We start from the raw sequence: 14,129 nt of genomic DNA, 5'->3' as shown, positions 1-14,129 counted from the left end.
CGAGCGGCGGGGCCGACGCTGCCGGAGCGGCGAGGTCGGAGCGCCGCGGGTCGACGCCACCCGCGATTCCGAAGCGGGTATACCGACGGCGTCCACAGATCCGGTATGGCAGTCGCCGACTCCCTGCAGTCGCGGGCGCGGGCGAACCCGCGCCGGGTCACCGCCGTCCTCTCGGTCATCGGTTACGCGCTCGTCATCGGCGCGTTCACGCCCTACGCGCCGTTCCCGTCGATCAGCGACGATCTGGTCATCCTCCTGGGTGACGCCATCGCCGTCGTCAACTCGCTGGCGCTGGTCTCGATCCTCGTCGGGGTGCGCTACATCAAGCGCGGCGAGGTCGCGAAACACCGGCGAGCGATGCTGACGGCGTTCGCGCTCATCATGGTCTTTCTCGTGATGTACCTGCTGAAAGTCGGCGGCGGGTTCGAGAAGTCGATCCTCGCCGAGGGCGCCGTCTACTACGCCTACCTGGCGATGCTGGCGGTTCACATCGTCCTGTCGGCGGTGGCCGTGCCGGTCGTCCTCCACGCCGTCGTCCTCGGGCTGACCCACAGCCCCAGCGAGTTACGCGAGACGTCCCACGCCCGCGTCGGCCGGATCGCCGTCGCGGCGTGGTCACTCAGCCTCTTCCTCGGCATCGTCACCTACGTCATGCTCAACCACGTCTACGGGTGGGTTCCCCGGGGCCACGAGGCGGCGCTCCTGCTCGCGGCCGGCCCGTCGCTCCGCGGGCTCCGGAGCGAAGCGGGCGCCGACCGCGACGACACCTGATCCCGGCGCGCGGCGATCGACGACCGGGCGGCGGGTCGCCGGGCACGCACACGGCCGCAGCGTTTTCCGCGCTCGCCTGCTACCGATCCGCATGGCAGAGGATCCGAACGCACCGACGGGAAGTCAGCCGAACGGCGCGACGCCGACAGGGGGGACCGGGCCGCACGGCGGACCGGGCGAGGAGTCGGGCGGCCGCGGCCGCTGTGACTACTGTCGGCTCCCGGTCCCGAGCGACCCGGTGGTCGCCGAGCGCGACGGCCACCGGTACACGTACTGCTGTGTCGCCTGTCGGGAGGCGGCCGACGACGGCGAGAAGGTGTTCACCCAGTTCCACGGCTGTCGCCGGGTCCCCACGGGCGTGGCACCGCTGGACGAGAGCCTCCCGCAGGGGATCCCCCGCAACTCGTTCGTCCTCCTGACGGACCTGGCGGGCACGCGTACCGAGGCGATCCAGGCCGAACTCGTCTGGCGCGCGCTCCAGCGCGGGGAACCCGCCGCCTTCGTCTCCTTCCTCGAACCGCCGATGTCGGTGGTCCAGGAGTTCGTCACGCTGGACTGGAACGTCCTCCCCTACCTGGAGTCCGGCCAACTGCAGATCGTCGACTGTTTCACCTACCGCCTGGAGAACCGCGAGCGGATGTACGAGCGGCTCAACGACTGGAACGCCTTCCTCTCGGAGACGGCCGCCGACGCGACCACGCAGGTCCGCGACCCGACCGAACTGGGCGAACTCCACAACCGTATCGACGACGTGCTCGAAGACCGTGGCATGGAGGACCAGGGGGTGGTCGTCGTCGACTCGCTGACGGAGTTCGGGTCGCTGGTCCAGCCGGTCCAGGCCTACGACTTCCTCAAGGACGTGCGCGCGGAGGTGTGCAAGAGCCGGTTCGTCCCCATCTACGCCGGTGCCACGGTGACCGGCGAGGACCGGCAGTTCCCCCACGACCTGAACTACATGGTCGACGGCATCGTCGAACTCAACCTCGACGAGGAGCTCGTCGAGGGGTCGCTGATGAAGCAGATCCGCGTCCGCAAGATGAACGGCGTCCTCACCCTCCCGAAGTGGACGCTCTACGAGTACACCGCCGGCGAGGGGATCGTCACGATCAAACTCCACGAGGGACCGCCCGACCGGCAGGGCGAGGATGAGAGCCCCCAGCAAGACGGGGACGGACAGCAGCCCGGCGGAGCGGGCGGCGACGCTGCCGGCGCGTTCGGGCAAGGGCCACCGGCGGGCGAGTCCGCGGAAGCCGGGTCCGTCGACGACTCCCCCGGTGGCGGGAGCGACGGGGGCCAGACGGCGAGCGAGACCACCGAATAGCACGCCGACGAACCCGAGTGGGAGCGAGTCGCGGGCGGGGACGGTCGCCCCGTCTCAGTCCGTCCGGGGGAGCATCCAGGCACCGATCGTGACGAAGACGGCCGCGAGCGCCGCGAGGACGAGCAGATAGCCCAATTCCGGCGCGACGGGGCCTGTCGGGATCGCGGCGCGTCCCATCGTCGTCGCGCGGACGCCCCGGGAGAAGTACGTCAGCGGCGACAGCCACATCGCGGGCCGGAACCACTCGGGGAGCATCGAGGGAGGGACGAACGTCTCCGAGAGGAACAGGAGCGGGAGGGCGATGGTGTTGCTCGTCGCGATGACCCCGTCCTGGGAGTCGGCGGTCGACCCGATGATCGCGCCGACGCCGCAGAACAGCGCGACGCCGACCACGACGTAGCCGACGAGCAACGAGACGGCCGTGACGGACAGCGGAATGTGAGCGCCGGTCAGGCCGACGACGAGCGCCAGCACCAACAGCGCGGCCAGACCGATGACGACGACGTTGACGAGCGTCTGTGCGAGCAGCCACTCGCCGCGGGTGAGCGGCGTCGTCGCGAGCTTCTCGAAGCGGTTGCCCTCGCGGTGGCGCGCCACCTCGCTGCCGACCCGCGACAGCGGCGTGAACAGGACGACCACCGCGAGATACCCCGGGACGTAGTAGACGGCCGGCTCGGTGAACAGCCCGCCACCGGTCGGCTGAGTCTGGACCAGCGCGCCGAAGATGACGACGATGAGCAGCGGGAAGAGGAACGTGAAGAAGACGGCCGTCCGCCGCCGGAGGAACGACTGCCAGCCCGCGCGGACCGACGCGAGCACGCGGCCGCTCCGGGTCATCGCTCGCCCTCCGCGGGGCCGTCCGCGTCCGTAGCGGCCGCGTCCCTGTGCCGGTCGGTTCGCCCCGTCGCGCGCCGATAGCCGTACTCGCTCGCGGTGCTCGCGAGTTCGAGATACACGTCCTCCAGGTCCGGTTCCGACCAGGTGAGCGCGTCGTAGCTCGCACCCTCGGTCGCCAGCGCGTCGACCACCTCGCCGATGGCCTCGGGGGGGACCTCGGAGACGACGAGCGAGTCGCCCGCGCGCTCGGCCGGGTAGGGCAGATCGAGGCCGGCGGGGTCGGCCCCCGTCTCCACGACGAGGCGGCTCTCGCCGCCGTACTCCGCGACGAGCGTATCGGGATCGTCGGCGGCGACGAGTCGCCCGTCCGCGAGCAGGCCGACGCGGTCGGCCAGCCGGTGAGCCTCGTCCATGTCGTGAGTGGTGAGGACGATAGTCGTCCCGCGGTCGGCGAGCGACTCCAGCAGGTCCCACAGCGCCCGGCGACCCGCGGGGTCGATCCCGGTCGTCGGCTCGTCGAGAAAGAGCAGGTCGGGGTCGTTCACGAGCGCCGAGCCGACGCAGGTCCGGCGCTGCTGGCCGCCCGAGAGGGTCTCGTAGTAGGTGTCGGCGGCGTCGGCCAGGCCCACGTCGTCGAGGACCGCCTCGACCTCGCGGGCCTCGTCGTAGAGGCCGGCGTAGTAGTCGAGCAGTTCGCGGGCGGTGAGCCGGGCGGGCGGGTCGAACGCCTGGGGGAGCAGGCCGACCCGCTCGCGGTCCACGTCCCGCGGGTCGTCGCCGAACAGTTCGACCGTCCCCTCGGCGTCGGTCGTCCCCGTCAGCGCGCGGACGAGCGTCGTCTTGCCCGCGCCGTTGGGGCCGACGAGGGCGAACACCTCGCCCGCGTCGACCGAGAGGGAGACGCCGTCGAGCGCCACCGTCTCGCCGTAGGACCGGCGCACGTCCTCGGCGACGAGCGTCGCTGTCATAGGCGAATCGACGGCAGCGCGTCGCAAAGGCGGTTCGGTTCGGGGGCGTGTGTCCCCACGACCGGCCCGAGCGAACGGGAAGCGACGACGGGTTCGACGCGACGAGCAGCGTCGGCAGGGGGTGGACGGAGGGCCGAGCGTCAGCGGTGGGCGGATGGAGGGTAGCGTCAGCGGAGGGCGGATGGAGGGTCGAGCGTCGGCGGAGGGCGGATGGAGAGCCGAGCGTCAGCGGAGGGCGGATGGAGGGTCGAGCGTCGGCGGGGTTCGGAGTGGAGGGTAGCGTCAGCGGGGAATCGTTGGGGGGTTGGCGGCGTCAGACCGCGCCGGGGGTAGGATCCGGCGGCGGCGTCTCGGCGCTCCCGTCGTCGCCGCCGCGGCGACGGGCGGCGATCGTGAGCGCACCGGTGCCGAGGCCGAGCAGGACGACGGCGAACGTCAGGAGCTCGCCGAACAGCGGGATCTGCGCCAGCAGTTCGACGCCGACGACGCCGACGACGAGCGCGGCCCAGCGGTCGCCGGTCCCCGCGGCGTCGAGCACTCGGGACCCGACGAGGAACTCGCCGTAGACCAGCGCGAGCCAGGTCGCCAGCGCGAAGACGGCGCCGCCGGCGAACGCCAGCGGTAGTCCCACGATGGTCACCGCCACCGCCAGCAGGACGACCGGCACCGCGATCATCGTCGCGAGGCCGGCGGCGGCCGAGCGGCCCGGCTGGTCGGTCACCGTCTCGACCATCTCCCCCGAGAAGTCGGGGAAGACCACGAGCACGAGCGCGCCGACGACCAGCGCCGCCAGACCGGTGACGAGGCTGACGAGCGGGGAGGGCAGGACCGTCAGGTCGCCGAGATCGTCGAGGTCACCGAGGGTGAGTCCCCACTGGAGCCCGTCGAAGCCGAGGCTCTCGTCGTGGGTCACGGTCCCGACGACCGCGGCTCCCTCCGTGCGGTCGAGCGTCTCGCCGTAGGTCACGTCGCCGCGGACCGTCGCACCCTCGTTCAGGCGGACCGTCTCCGACCCGGTCAGGTCGCCGTCGACCGTCCCGGCGACGGTGACCGTCCCGGCCGCGGCGTCCACGTCGCCCCCGACCGTGGCGTCGGGGCCGACTTCGACCGAGCCGGCGGCCGCCTCGACCGTGCCGCCGACGCGGCCCTCGACGGTGACCGAGCCCGCGGCGGCCTCCACGTCGTCGGTCACCTCGCCGGTGATCCGGACCGAACCGGCCGCGGCGTCCACGTCGCCCTCGACGGTCCCGTGGACGACGGCGTCGCCGCTGACGACCTCTAGGTCCGAGACGGTCTCGTCGGGCCCGACGACCACGTCCGCGCCGACGGTCTGGTCCGCCGGCGACTGGCCGGCGAGCGACTGACCGACAGCCGGCGCTTGGGCGGCGGGAGCGTCGTTCGCGAGCGGTACTGCGGCCGCCGCGCCCGGAACGAGCGCGGTGGCGACGGCGAGCGCACACAGGAGCGCGACGAGCCGCGTCGCGCCGGCGGGTGAGTCGAGCTGGCTCATGCAGTTCGACGTAGCCCCCGCGACACCCTGTATAAGGGAGGAGAGTTTCCGACCCGGTAGTCCGGGAAAACGGTTAAGTAGGAGTTTACAGTTCGGCGCGCACGTCGCGGACGATGGCGTCGATGTCGAAGGTATCCCGCTCCTTGTCGTAGACGATCTCCTCGCCGACTTCGACGCGGAAGACGCCGTGGTCGCCCATCACGAGTTCGAAGCGGTCGATCTCCCCTTCGAGGCTTCCGAGGATCGCCTCCTGCGTGTCGAGCGCCCGCTCGCGGAACCCGCAGGGGACGCAGTAGGTCAGCGTGACTGTCGACATGGGAACCCGTAGGTGACTCTCGGCGATAAAGGTACGTGAGTGTGGGTTCGGACTGCTCAGTACAGAACGCAAGTCTTCCGCTTACTTCGATATTCGAGTGTACAACGCACCAGCGATGACGGCTCCGATCATGCTCCCGCCGATCCATCGGACGACGCCGCCATAGGAGAGCAGTGGTAGCGCGACGAGTGAAACGAACACCAGTGATAGTCGGACTGCTTCGGGACCTTCGACAGCGATATAGACCGTTCCAGCGATTACAAGACCTATCCCTATCGCAGCGAGGAGTGAAGTAAACCCGAATGAATCTCGGAATGTGAGGCCGACGGTAGCAAACAAGATTCCAAGAAGGACGATACTTGACTCGGGGAGCGAGGGAGTGCGACTGCTCTTTTGGAGGGCATCCATCGGGTATCTCTCAAATCCGGAACCACTTAAACTCGGTCAGTGCGCAGACGGACAGACCGAGCGGCTCACTCGCGACCGAACGGGCGCCAGACCAGCAGCGCCACGGTGGCGACGAAGACGACGGTGGAGATGCCGTACGAGCCGGTCGAGACCGCGGCGGCGATGCCGGACCCGCTGCCAACGACGCCGGTAGCGATCGACGCGAGGACCGGCCAGCTACAGGAGACACAGGAGAGCAGTCCCAGGAGGCCCGTCACGGCCGAGCCGGCGGCGTCGAGGACAGTCGCGTACACGAGATACGCGAGAGTGAGGTAGCCGATCAGCTTGTAGGGGATGAGTACCAGCGAGACGCCCATCCCGTTGTAGGTGACGGCGGGTGCCCATCCCGGCGGAAGGCTCGTCAGCGCGACGTCGAGGCCGAGCGATCCGTGGCCGGGGCCGACGAGGCCGCCGGTGTAGGCGAGGACGCCGAAGTAGCCGACGGCGAGCGCCCCGGCGAGCGTGCGGTTGCGGCGGGAAGCGGACGCGATGTCGGTGCGCGCGACCGCCCAGATCGAGGCGTTGATCCAGACGAACGGGTAGACCCACAGCCGGAGCCCCCGCGCCGAGAGCAGGTCGGCCGACCCGAGGGCGGCGTAGGCGAGCAGGAGGATGACCTCGGTGTTGACGAGCAGCGCGGCCCACAGCAGCGTCCCGCGGTCGGGGCGAAACCGGTCGGCCAGCGAGGTGGTGTCGACGGTGGCCATGGGTCAGAGCGCCAGGGCGTCGACGACGATGGCGATCAACAGCGCCCCGAGGTAGGCGTTGGAGGCGTGGAACGCGCGGAACGCCGCCGACTCGGTGCGCTCGCGGTGCAGCCGGAGGACCGCCCAGAGGAAGACGCCGCCGAAGACGCAGGTCGTCGCCGCGTACATCCAGCCCAGCGCGGTCAGCTCCGCGAGCGCGACGGCGGCGACCAGCGTCGCCGCGAGGTAGTAGAGGATGTGCTTGCGGGTCGCGGCCTCGCCGCGGACGACCGGCATCATCGGGAACCCGCCCCTCGCGTAGTCCTCCTTGTAGGCGAGCGCGAGGTTGTAGAAGTGCGCCGGCGTCCACAGGAAGATGACGCCCGCCAGCGCCGCGCCGGGGAGGCCGAACTCGCCGGTGACCGCGGCCCAGCCGATCAGCGCCGGGAGCGCGCCGGCGAAGCCGCCGATGACCGTGTTCTGGACGGTGTTGGGCTTGAGCACGAGCGTGTAGACGACGCTGTAGAAGAGGATCGCAGAGAGGCCGAGCGCGGCCGCCAACAGGTTCAACTGGGCGAAGACGACGAGCGAACTCGCGGCCAGCGTCAGGCCGAACGCGACCGCCCGGCGGACCGGGATCTGGTGGGTCGCGATGGGGCGGTCGGAGGTGCGGTCCATCTTCTTGTCCTTCTCGCGTTCGAGGACGTGGTTGAACGTGCCGGAGGCGCCGATGGCGAGGACGCCGCCGCCGAGGGTGAGGACCACGGTCCGGACGGTGAGGTCGGGCGTGCCGGTCGAGGCCAGCGCCATCCCGGCGGCGGCGACGAGACAGAGCAGCCACATCAGCCGCGGTTTCGTGAGCCGGAAGTACGCCGAGACGGTCGCGGTCACGCGCGTGCGGAGCGGGAGGTCCGACGGGACGGTGGTCGGTTCCGCGACGGTGTCGTCGTCCAGCGTCTCGGAACTGTCGGTGGCTTCGGCGTCGACGCCGGGCTCGACGGCCCAGCCCTCCTCGGGCGCGTCGGGCGTCTCGGGTTCGAGTTCCCAGGCGAGGGCGACGACCAGGGCGGTGAACAGGACCATGCCGACGGCGAGGTGCGCGCCGGCGGGGAGAGCGGCCGCGCCGCCGGTGACGACGACGGCGCCGATGGCGACCTGGACGGGGAACAGGACGAGGCCGAGCGCGAGCGCGGCGAGGACTCGCCCGCGGATCGCCGCGCGGTCGCGGACGGCGGCGACGGCGGTGGCGAGTGCGAGGACGCCGACGAGCAGGGCGACGACGCGGTGGGCCCAGGCGATCAGCAGCGCGGGGTCGGCGAGCGTGAGCGGGCCGTGACAGACCGGCCACGACGAGCACGCCCGGGCGGCGTCGGCGACCGACGCGGTGGCGCCGGCGGCGACGAGCAGGTAGACGCCCATCGCGGTCGCTGCGAGCAGACTCGGGAACGACGGGCGGGAGTCGCGACTGAACATGAGGGTCCGCTGTTGCCCCGACTTTGGGGCGTTCGCACTTAGTGTTCGCGCTTCGCGACCGGCGCGCGCCCGCGGACCGGGTGGGGGCGGCCGGTGATGGCCGCGCGTCCCGACGGACCCGGCGAAACCTCGCCAGGGCGCCCCAACGGCCCGCACACGTTCGGGAGACGACCCATCGGGGACGACTCGATATCGTTCGGACACCGCGTCGGATTCAGCACGTTAATATGCGGACAATCCCAAGCCGGGATCAATGAAGGGTAAGCGCGTCGCACTCCTGACGCTGTTCGCGGCCGCCCTGGCAGCGGTGGCGATCGAGCCCGCCGCCGCCCAGTCGGCCGACACGACGACGGAACGGCTCATCTGGAACCTGAACAACCAGCTGCTGTACATCGCCGTCCCGATCACCGTCCTCGTGGAGGCGATTCTCTTCTACACGGTCTGGAAGTTCAAGAACAACGAGTCGCCGCTCCCGACCAAGGAGAACCGCCGCCTGGAGATCACCTGGACCGTCGCGACGGCCATCATCCTGCTGTTCGTCGGCGTCGCCTCCTATCAGGTGCTGGCCGACCCGTTCGTCACGGCCACGCCCGACACGGACCTCGACACCGTCACCGACGGCGAGGAGGAGGCGCTGGAAGTGCAGGTGACCGGTCAGAAGTACAACTGGCAGTTCCACTACCCCGACTCCGACGTGACCAACGCCAACACGCTCGTGTTGCCGACCGACAGGCCAGTGCGGTTGAACATCACGTCGTCCGACTGGCTGCACGCGTTCCACGTCCCCTCGATGGGTCTGAAGCAGGACGCCTTCCCCGGCCAGTCGAACTACATCGTCACGGAGGCGACCGACACCGGTGAACACCAGCTCTACTGCGCCGAGTACTGCGGCGTCGGCCACTCACAGATGCTCGGCACCGTCGAGGTCCGCACCCAGGACGAGTTCCAGAGCTGGCTCGACGAGAACGGCGCGGGCGGCTCCGGCAACGCCACCGCCGGTAACGCGACCAGCGCCAACGCGACCAGCGCGCTCGCTCCCTGACCGACGGAACGCCGCTTTCCCCCGTTCGATATCGACCGCTCGCGACGCCGCCCGTCTTCTCCCCCGCCGCTCCCCGACCAGCCCCGACCGGCTGGTGAGCTTTTCAACCGGCCGCGCGTACGGCCGCGCGATGGAGTACTTCGAGGACCTGACCGTCGGCGACACCGACGAGTACGGCAGCTACGAGGTGACCGCGGCGGAGATCACCGACTTCGCCGAGCGCTACGACCCCCAGCCGTTCCACACCGACCCCGAGGCGGCCGCCGACTCGCCGTTCGGCGGGCTGGTCGCCAGCGGCTGGCACACCGCCGCGATGACGATGCGGCTGCTCGTCGACAACCACCTCTCCGAAGGGGCGACCCGCGGCGGGCTCGGCGTGGACGAACTGCGCTGGCGCCGCCCGGTCAGGCCCGACGACGAACTCACCGTGACGACCGAGATCGTCGACAAGGACGGCTGGGACGGCGAGTCGGGGCTCGCCTCGGTCGCGGTCACGACCGAGGCCGACGGGGAGGAAGTCCTCTCGATGGTCGCGCTCGTCCTCTACGAGCGGCGAGAGAAGCAGTGATTCGCGACGGGTGGTCAGCGAACGGGCCGCGAGCCGTTCGGCCGGAGTTTCCGCTCAGTTCCCGGCGACGAGGCCCGGTTCGGGCGTTCCCTCGCGGTCGGTGTAGGCGGCCAGGCGTTGCTCCCCGCGACGGGTGATCCGGTAGACCACTTCCTCGCTCACGGGCTCGACGAGGTCGTCCTCGACCAGCCTGTCGATCCGTCGCTGCGCGTAGTCCGTCGGCATCCCCAGACGGTTCGCGACGAGCGCCACGTATGTCGGCCGCTCTTCGGCGAGGTGGTGGAGTATCGCTGCGTCCGCGCGGCGGAACCGGTCCGGGTGCTGTGACATCGGTATCCCAGCCGTATCATGGTACTTGTTCACATATAACGTTGTCGGCCGGGGCGGTCACGCCGGCGAGTCGAGGGGCGGCCCCCGGGGACCGGCTCGCCCGACGCGGGCCAACAGAGTGAAACGCGGTGAGTCCTCAGCGGGGATAGAGCAGTGTCATCGAACGCCCACGGTCGACCGACGGTCCTCGTCGTGGACGACGAGACGGAGGTAGCGGACGTGCTCGCGCTGAAGATCCGCGAGCGCTACGAGACGCGGGTCGCCTACGGCGGGCGCGAGGCGCTCGAGTCGATAGACGGGAGCGTCGACGCCGTCCTGCTGGACCGGCGGATGCCGGACGTCCACGGCGACGAGGTGCTGGCCGAGATCCGCGAGCGCGGCTACGACTGCGTCGTCGTGATGACGACCGCCGTCGACCCCGACCTGAACATCCTGGAGATGGACTTCGACGACTACCTCTCCAAGCCCATCGAGACGGAGACGCTGCTGACGACGCTCGACCAGCAACTCGACAGTCGGCAGTCCGGCGACCCGAAACTGGAGGAGTTCTTCTCGGTCGTCTCGAAGCTCGAAGTGCTCGAATCGGAGCTGACGCCGGCGGAACTGGCCGAAAACGACGAGTACGAGCGCCGCAAGCGCGAGGCCGAGGAGCTCGGCCGCGAACTACAGGAGTCACACCGGGACTTCGAGGAGATCGTCGACACCTTCCGCGATATCAGCCGCAACGCCTGAGCCGCGACGGGGCCGTCGCGACCGGACCGGCGGAGCCGTCTCGGCGGCAGCGGTCGCTCGACTACAGGTCGTCCAGCGCCGCCCGGACCGCCTCCCAGTCGGGTTGCGCCGAGGGGTCGTCGGCGGCCCAGGCGTACCGGACCTTCGTATCCGCGTCGACCACGAAGACGGCCCGGTTGGACACGTCGCGGTGACCGGCCAGCTCGTCGATGCGGACGCCGTAGCGCTCGCTGACGGCCCCGTCGCTGTCGGTCAGCAGCGGGAACGGGATGTCGTACTCGCGGGCGAACGCCCGGTGGCTGAAGGCGCTGTCGCGGGAGACCCCGAGGACCGTCACGTCCTCGCGCACGTCGAACCAGCCGAGGTTCTGGATCTCGCACAGCTCGTCGGTGCAGGTCGGGTGGAAGTCGAACAGGTAGAACGCCAGGACGACGGGCCCCTCCCGGGTGTGTTCGGCGAGCATGTACTCGCGAATCGTCTCGCCGTCCGTCCCCGGCAGGATGAAATCGGGTGCGGCCGAACCCGCTGTGAGCATCGTACCCCGTCCGTTTGCGGTGACGGGGCTTAAACGAACGGGACGGCACCGCCAAGCGATAGAGCTTTTCCCCGCCGGTCGATAGCGAACGAGTACGATGCTTCAGGGCGCGACGCTGTCGCAGGCAGGGATCGACGCGGCCGCGATCAAACCCGCCGAGGTCGACGTCGAGCGGGCGGTCGACCTCGGCGTCGAGCGGCTCGCGGTCGACTACGAGGGCCGCGAACACCTGCCGTCTCCGGAGACGCTGTCGGCGCTGGCCGACGAGAAGGCGGTTCGCGTCACCACGCCCGTCCGCGCCGACGGCTTCGACCCGCTCGGCGAGCGCGACCTGGCGGAGTCGCTGCCCGAGCCGGTCCGGCGGATCCTCGTCGCCGGCCACCGCGCCTACCTCACCGAGACCGAGTCCGAGCGGGCGGTCGCGCCCCGCCTCCGCGAGGCCGCTGCCCGCTCGCGCGACCCCTGGGTCGGTACCGAGGGGATCGAGCGGATCGCCCTCGCCGTCGGCGGCACGCAGTTCGAACTGCTCGGCCCCGGCACCGACCGGCGACTCCGCGCGCTGCGACAGGCGGGCTACGAGGGCGAGGTCGCCCTCTACGCGCCGACCGTTCTGACCGACGAGGAGGACACCGTCCTCGACGCGCTGGGCGACTACGCCGCCCGCCGCGGCCCCGTCCGCTCGGCGCTGCCCGACGGCGCGGTCACCGACGCCGCCGCCGGGGGGCGCGCCCGCGAGGTGCTCTCGCAGGCCGTCCGCGACTACGGCCTCGTCGGCGACGTGGAGACGGTGGCCGACCGGGTCGAGGAACTCCGCGACGCGGGCGCCGACCGGATCGTCGGCTACCCCGCCCGCGGGCTCGACCCGTTCCTGTGACCCGCGTCGCCGTCGTCGGCGGCGGCGCCCTCGGCGTCACCGCCGCCCGTGACCTCGCGGCCCGCGGCGCCGACACCGTCCTCTACGAACGCGACGACCTCGCCGGCGGCGCCTCGGGCCGCGCCGCCGGCATCGCCTACGACGCCTTCGCCGAGGACGTCGACGCCGCCGTCGCCGCCCGCGCCGTCGAGCGGTTCCGGGATCTCGACGCCGGCGGCGCCATCGACTTCGTCGAACACCCCTACGTCTGGTTCGCCCGCGCGGGCGACGACCGCCGCGCCGACGCCGTCCGCGAGAGCGCCGACCGCATGCGCGCCAACGGCCGCGACGTGACGACACTCGACCCCGACGAGTTCGCCGACCGGTTCCCCCCGCTCGCCGGCGTCGACGTAGCGGCCGCCGCCGTCGCCCGCGACGCCGGCTACCTCGACCCCGCCTCGTACGTCGCCGCGATGGGCGACCGCGCCGAGTCGGCCGGTGCGACCGTCGAGACGGGGACGCCCGTTCGACTCGCCGCCGACGGGACGGCCGTCGAGGCGCCGACGGGAGTCGAGCGCTTCGACGCCGTCCTCGTCGCCGCGGGCGCCCACACCAAGCGCCTGCTCGCCGAGATCGGCGTCCCGGTCCCGATGAAACCCTACCGCGTGCAGGCGCTCGTGACCGACCCGCTCGACGGGGCCGGCGGGGTGCCGACCTGCTACGACGCGACGGGGGGCCGCTACGCCCGCCCCCGCGACGGCGGGCTGCTCGTCGGCGACGGCACCCAGGAGCGGGAGTTCGACCCCGACGACTACGACGAGACGGCCGACCACGCGTTCGAGCGGGCGTCGCTGACGTGGCTGGACACCGTCTGTGACACCGCTCCCGGTGGGGAATTCGCCGTCCACCGGTCGTGGGCCGGGCTCTGCACCGCGACGCCCGACCGGGACCCGCTACTGGGAGAGATCCGGGACGGCCTGTACGTCGCGACCGGCTGGCACGGCCACGGCTTCATGCGTGCGCCGGCGCTGGGCGAGCGGGTCGCCGAGGAGATGCTCGGCGGCGACGTGATCGCACCCTTCGACCCGGACCGCTTCGACGGCGACGAGGAGTTCTCGGTGGTCGAAGGGATGACCGTCGACGACTGAGAAGGGACCGCACCGGCGACCGCGACCGCGTCGCTACTGTTCGCCGTCGGTCGCGTCGGACTCGTCGGTGGCGTCGCGGGCCTCGGCGTCCAGTTCGTCGGCGTCCGCCTCGTCGCGGACCTCGTCGACCTCGTCGGCTTCGAGCGCCTCGTCGGTGTCGGGGTCGACGGGCTCGGCCTTCGGGACGCGCACTTCGAGGGTGCCGCTCTCCCGCAGCGTCGCCGTCGCCGCGTCGGCGTCGACGCGGGCCTCGGCGGGGAGCTCGACGTGGCCGTCGAGCGCCAGTCCCCGGCCGGGGTAGCGCATCTCGAAGCCCTCGTGGAAGCCGCGGAAGCGGTCGACCCGCACCTCGACGAGCCCGGCGTCGAACTGCACCTGCACGTCCGACGGCCGGGCGCCCGGCGCGTCGAACACCGCGAGGTAGGCGTCGTCGCTCTCCAGCAGGTCGACCGGCAGCGGCGTCCGCTCCTGGGCGCGGCCCATCGCCCGCCCGACGTTCTCCAGCACGGTGTTGCCCAGCGACTCGCCGATGTCACGCAACGTGTTCATACCCGCCGGTTAGTGCGGTACGGCCTTCAGGATTGTGCCCGCG

17 protein-coding genes are annotated in these 14,129 nt (G+C 71.2%); 7 read left to right on the top strand and 10 right to left on the bottom strand.

Annotated elements, in window-relative coordinates; genetic code table 11:
• The first annotated feature begins 105 nt into the window (after nucleotides 1-105).
• Nucleotides 106-771, top strand: coding sequence for a DUF420 domain-containing protein (locus HZS55_RS09510; RefSeq protein WP_179911443.1), 666 nt, complete (start codon nucleotides 106-108; stop codon nucleotides 769-771).
• Nucleotides 772-862: 91 nt separating this feature from the next.
• Nucleotides 863-2,092, top strand: coding sequence for an RAD55 family ATPase (locus HZS55_RS09505; RefSeq protein ID WP_246308403.1), 1,230 nt, complete (start codon nucleotides 863-865; stop codon nucleotides 2,090-2,092).
• A gap of 54 nt (nucleotides 2,093-2,146) precedes the next feature.
• Here the strand turns inward: HZS55_RS09505 and HZS55_RS09500 are convergent, their stop codons facing one another.
• The 7 genes from HZS55_RS09500 to HZS55_RS09470 form a co-directional block, all read right to left on the bottom strand.
• Nucleotides 2,147-2,929: an ABC transporter permease gene (locus HZS55_RS09500; protein WP_179911442.1), complete on the bottom strand. Its 783-nt coding sequence runs from the start codon at nucleotides 2,927-2,929 to the stop codon at nucleotides 2,147-2,149.
• Entirely contained in the window at nucleotides 2,926-3,897 is a 972-nt protein-coding gene (locus HZS55_RS09495) for an ABC transporter ATP-binding protein (RefSeq protein ID WP_179911441.1), read from the bottom strand. The genes HZS55_RS09500 and HZS55_RS09495 overlap by 4 nt, the downstream gene beginning before the upstream one ends.
• A gap of 313 nt (nucleotides 3,898-4,210) precedes the next feature.
• The gene (locus HZS55_RS09490; protein WP_179911440.1) at nucleotides 4,211-5,407 is read right to left on the bottom strand and encodes a polymer-forming cytoskeletal protein; all 1,197 of its coding nucleotides are present in this window, start codon (nucleotides 5,405-5,407) and stop codon (nucleotides 4,211-4,213) included.
• 85 nt (nucleotides 5,408-5,492) lie between these two features.
• Nucleotides 5,493-5,723, bottom strand: a complete 231-nt coding sequence (locus HZS55_RS09485; protein WP_179911439.1) for an Rdx family protein — start codon at nucleotides 5,721-5,723, stop codon at nucleotides 5,493-5,495.
• Nucleotides 5,724-5,804: 81 nt separating this feature from the next.
• Nucleotides 5,805-6,131 (bottom strand): hypothetical protein, encoded by a 327-nt coding sequence (locus tag HZS55_RS09480; protein WP_179911438.1) that lies wholly within the window; start codon nucleotides 6,129-6,131, stop codon nucleotides 5,805-5,807.
• 65 nt (nucleotides 6,132-6,196) lie between these two features.
• Entirely contained in the window at nucleotides 6,197-6,877 is a 681-nt protein-coding gene (locus tag HZS55_RS09475; RefSeq protein WP_179911437.1) for a DUF7546 family protein, read from the bottom strand.
• 3 nt (nucleotides 6,878-6,880) lie between these two features.
• Entirely contained in the window at nucleotides 6,881-8,329 is a 1,449-nt protein-coding gene (locus tag HZS55_RS09470; protein WP_179911436.1) for a heme o synthase, read from the bottom strand.
• 253 nt (nucleotides 8,330-8,582) lie between these two features.
• Between HZS55_RS09470 and coxB the strand changes: the two genes are divergently transcribed.
• Nucleotides 8,583-9,371, top strand: a complete 789-nt coding sequence (gene coxB / locus HZS55_RS09465) for a cytochrome c oxidase subunit II (protein WP_179911435.1) — start codon at nucleotides 8,583-8,585, stop codon at nucleotides 9,369-9,371.
• Nucleotides 9,372-9,501: 130 nt separating this feature from the next.
• On the top strand, nucleotides 9,502-9,939 hold the full coding sequence (locus HZS55_RS09460; RefSeq protein WP_179911434.1) for a MaoC family dehydratase: 438 nt from the start codon (nucleotides 9,502-9,504) through the stop codon (nucleotides 9,937-9,939).
• 54 nt (nucleotides 9,940-9,993) lie between these two features.
• On the opposite strand, the gene HZS55_RS09455 is transcribed toward HZS55_RS09460, so the two are convergent.
• On the bottom strand, nucleotides 9,994-10,269 hold the full coding sequence (locus tag HZS55_RS09455) for a MarR family transcriptional regulator (protein WP_179911433.1): 276 nt from the start codon (nucleotides 10,267-10,269) through the stop codon (nucleotides 9,994-9,996).
• 153 nt (nucleotides 10,270-10,422) lie between these two features.
• Here HZS55_RS09455 and HZS55_RS09450 point away from each other — a divergent pair, with 153 nt between their 5' ends.
• Nucleotides 10,423-11,001: a response regulator transcription factor gene (locus tag HZS55_RS09450; RefSeq protein WP_179911432.1), complete on the top strand. Its 579-nt coding sequence runs from the start codon at nucleotides 10,423-10,425 to the stop codon at nucleotides 10,999-11,001.
• A gap of 61 nt (nucleotides 11,002-11,062) precedes the next feature.
• Here the strand turns inward: HZS55_RS09450 and HZS55_RS09445 are convergent, their stop codons facing one another.
• Nucleotides 11,063-11,536 (bottom strand): redoxin domain-containing protein, encoded by a 474-nt coding sequence (locus tag HZS55_RS09445; protein ID WP_179911431.1) that lies wholly within the window; start codon nucleotides 11,534-11,536, stop codon nucleotides 11,063-11,065.
• Nucleotides 11,537-11,633: 97 nt separating this feature from the next.
• Between HZS55_RS09445 and HZS55_RS09440 the strand changes: the two genes are divergently transcribed.
• Both HZS55_RS09440 and HZS55_RS09435 read left to right on the top strand, forming a co-directional pair.
• Complete coding sequence (locus HZS55_RS09440) at nucleotides 11,634-12,410, top strand: DUF7388 family protein (protein WP_179911430.1); 777 nt, start codon at nucleotides 11,634-11,636, stop codon at nucleotides 12,408-12,410.
• Nucleotides 12,407-13,537 (top strand): NAD(P)/FAD-dependent oxidoreductase, encoded by a 1,131-nt coding sequence (locus tag HZS55_RS09435; protein ID WP_179911429.1) that lies wholly within the window; start codon nucleotides 12,407-12,409, stop codon nucleotides 13,535-13,537. Before HZS55_RS09440 ends, HZS55_RS09435 begins: the two co-directional genes overlap by 4 nt.
• Nucleotides 13,538-13,570: 33 nt before the next feature.
• Here HZS55_RS09435 and HZS55_RS09430 read toward each other — a convergent pair whose 3' ends face one another.
• The gene (locus tag HZS55_RS09430; protein ID WP_179911428.1) at nucleotides 13,571-14,086 is read right to left on the bottom strand and encodes an Hsp20/alpha crystallin family protein; all 516 of its coding nucleotides are present in this window, start codon (nucleotides 14,084-14,086) and stop codon (nucleotides 13,571-13,573) included.
• Nucleotides 14,087-14,129: the final 43 nt, after the last annotated feature.

Source organism: Halosimplex rubrum (assembly GCF_013415885.1).
In the GTDB taxonomy this organism is placed as follows: domain Archaea; phylum Halobacteriota; class Halobacteria; order Halobacteriales; family Haloarculaceae; genus Halosimplex; species Halosimplex rubrum.
This window is presented reverse-complemented; position numbering and strand designations above follow the sequence as displayed.

What these genes read in the sequence shown, in the direction of transcription:
- coxB (WP_179911435.1), top strand. Translation starts at nt 8,583, where the DNA reads ATGAAGGGTAAGCGCGTCGCACTCCTGACGCTGTTCGCGGCCGCCCTG.
- HZS55_RS09480 (WP_179911438.1), bottom strand. Translation starts at nt 6,131, where the DNA reads ATGGATGCCCTCCAAAAGAGCAGTCGCACTCCCTCGCTCCCCGAGTCA.
- HZS55_RS09455 (WP_179911433.1), bottom strand. Translation starts at nt 10,269, where the DNA reads ATGTCACAGCACCCGGACCGGTTCCGCCGCGCGGACGCAGCGATACTC.
- HZS55_RS09485 (WP_179911439.1), bottom strand. Translation starts at nt 5,723, where the DNA reads ATGTCGACAGTCACGCTGACCTACTGCGTCCCCTGCGGGTTCCGCGAG.
- HZS55_RS09505 (WP_246308403.1), top strand. Translation starts at nt 863, where the DNA reads ATGGCAGAGGATCCGAACGCACCGACGGGAAGTCAGCCGAACGGCGCG.
- HZS55_RS09445 (WP_179911431.1), bottom strand. Translation starts at nt 11,536, where the DNA reads ATGCTCACAGCGGGTTCGGCCGCACCCGATTTCATCCTGCCGGGGACG.
- HZS55_RS09470 (WP_179911436.1), bottom strand. Translation starts at nt 8,329, where the DNA reads ATGTTCAGTCGCGACTCCCGCCCGTCGTTCCCGAGTCTGCTCGCAGCG.
- HZS55_RS09475 (WP_179911437.1), bottom strand. Translation starts at nt 6,877, where the DNA reads ATGGCCACCGTCGACACCACCTCGCTGGCCGACCGGTTTCGCCCCGAC.
- HZS55_RS09500 (WP_179911442.1), bottom strand. Translation starts at nt 2,929, where the DNA reads ATGACCCGGAGCGGCCGCGTGCTCGCGTCGGTCCGCGCGGGCTGGCAG.
- HZS55_RS09495 (WP_179911441.1), bottom strand. Translation starts at nt 3,897, where the DNA reads ATGACAGCGACGCTCGTCGCCGAGGACGTGCGCCGGTCCTACGGCGAG.
- HZS55_RS09430 (WP_179911428.1), bottom strand. Translation starts at nt 14,086, where the DNA reads ATGAACACGTTGCGTGACATCGGCGAGTCGCTGGGCAACACCGTGCTG.
- HZS55_RS09440 (WP_179911430.1), top strand. Translation starts at nt 11,634, where the DNA reads ATGCTTCAGGGCGCGACGCTGTCGCAGGCAGGGATCGACGCGGCCGCG.
- HZS55_RS09460 (WP_179911434.1), top strand. Translation starts at nt 9,502, where the DNA reads ATGGAGTACTTCGAGGACCTGACCGTCGGCGACACCGACGAGTACGGC.
- HZS55_RS09510 (WP_179911443.1), top strand. Translation starts at nt 106, where the DNA reads ATGGCAGTCGCCGACTCCCTGCAGTCGCGGGCGCGGGCGAACCCGCGC.
- HZS55_RS09490 (WP_179911440.1), bottom strand. Translation starts at nt 5,407, where the DNA reads ATGAGCCAGCTCGACTCACCCGCCGGCGCGACGCGGCTCGTCGCGCTC.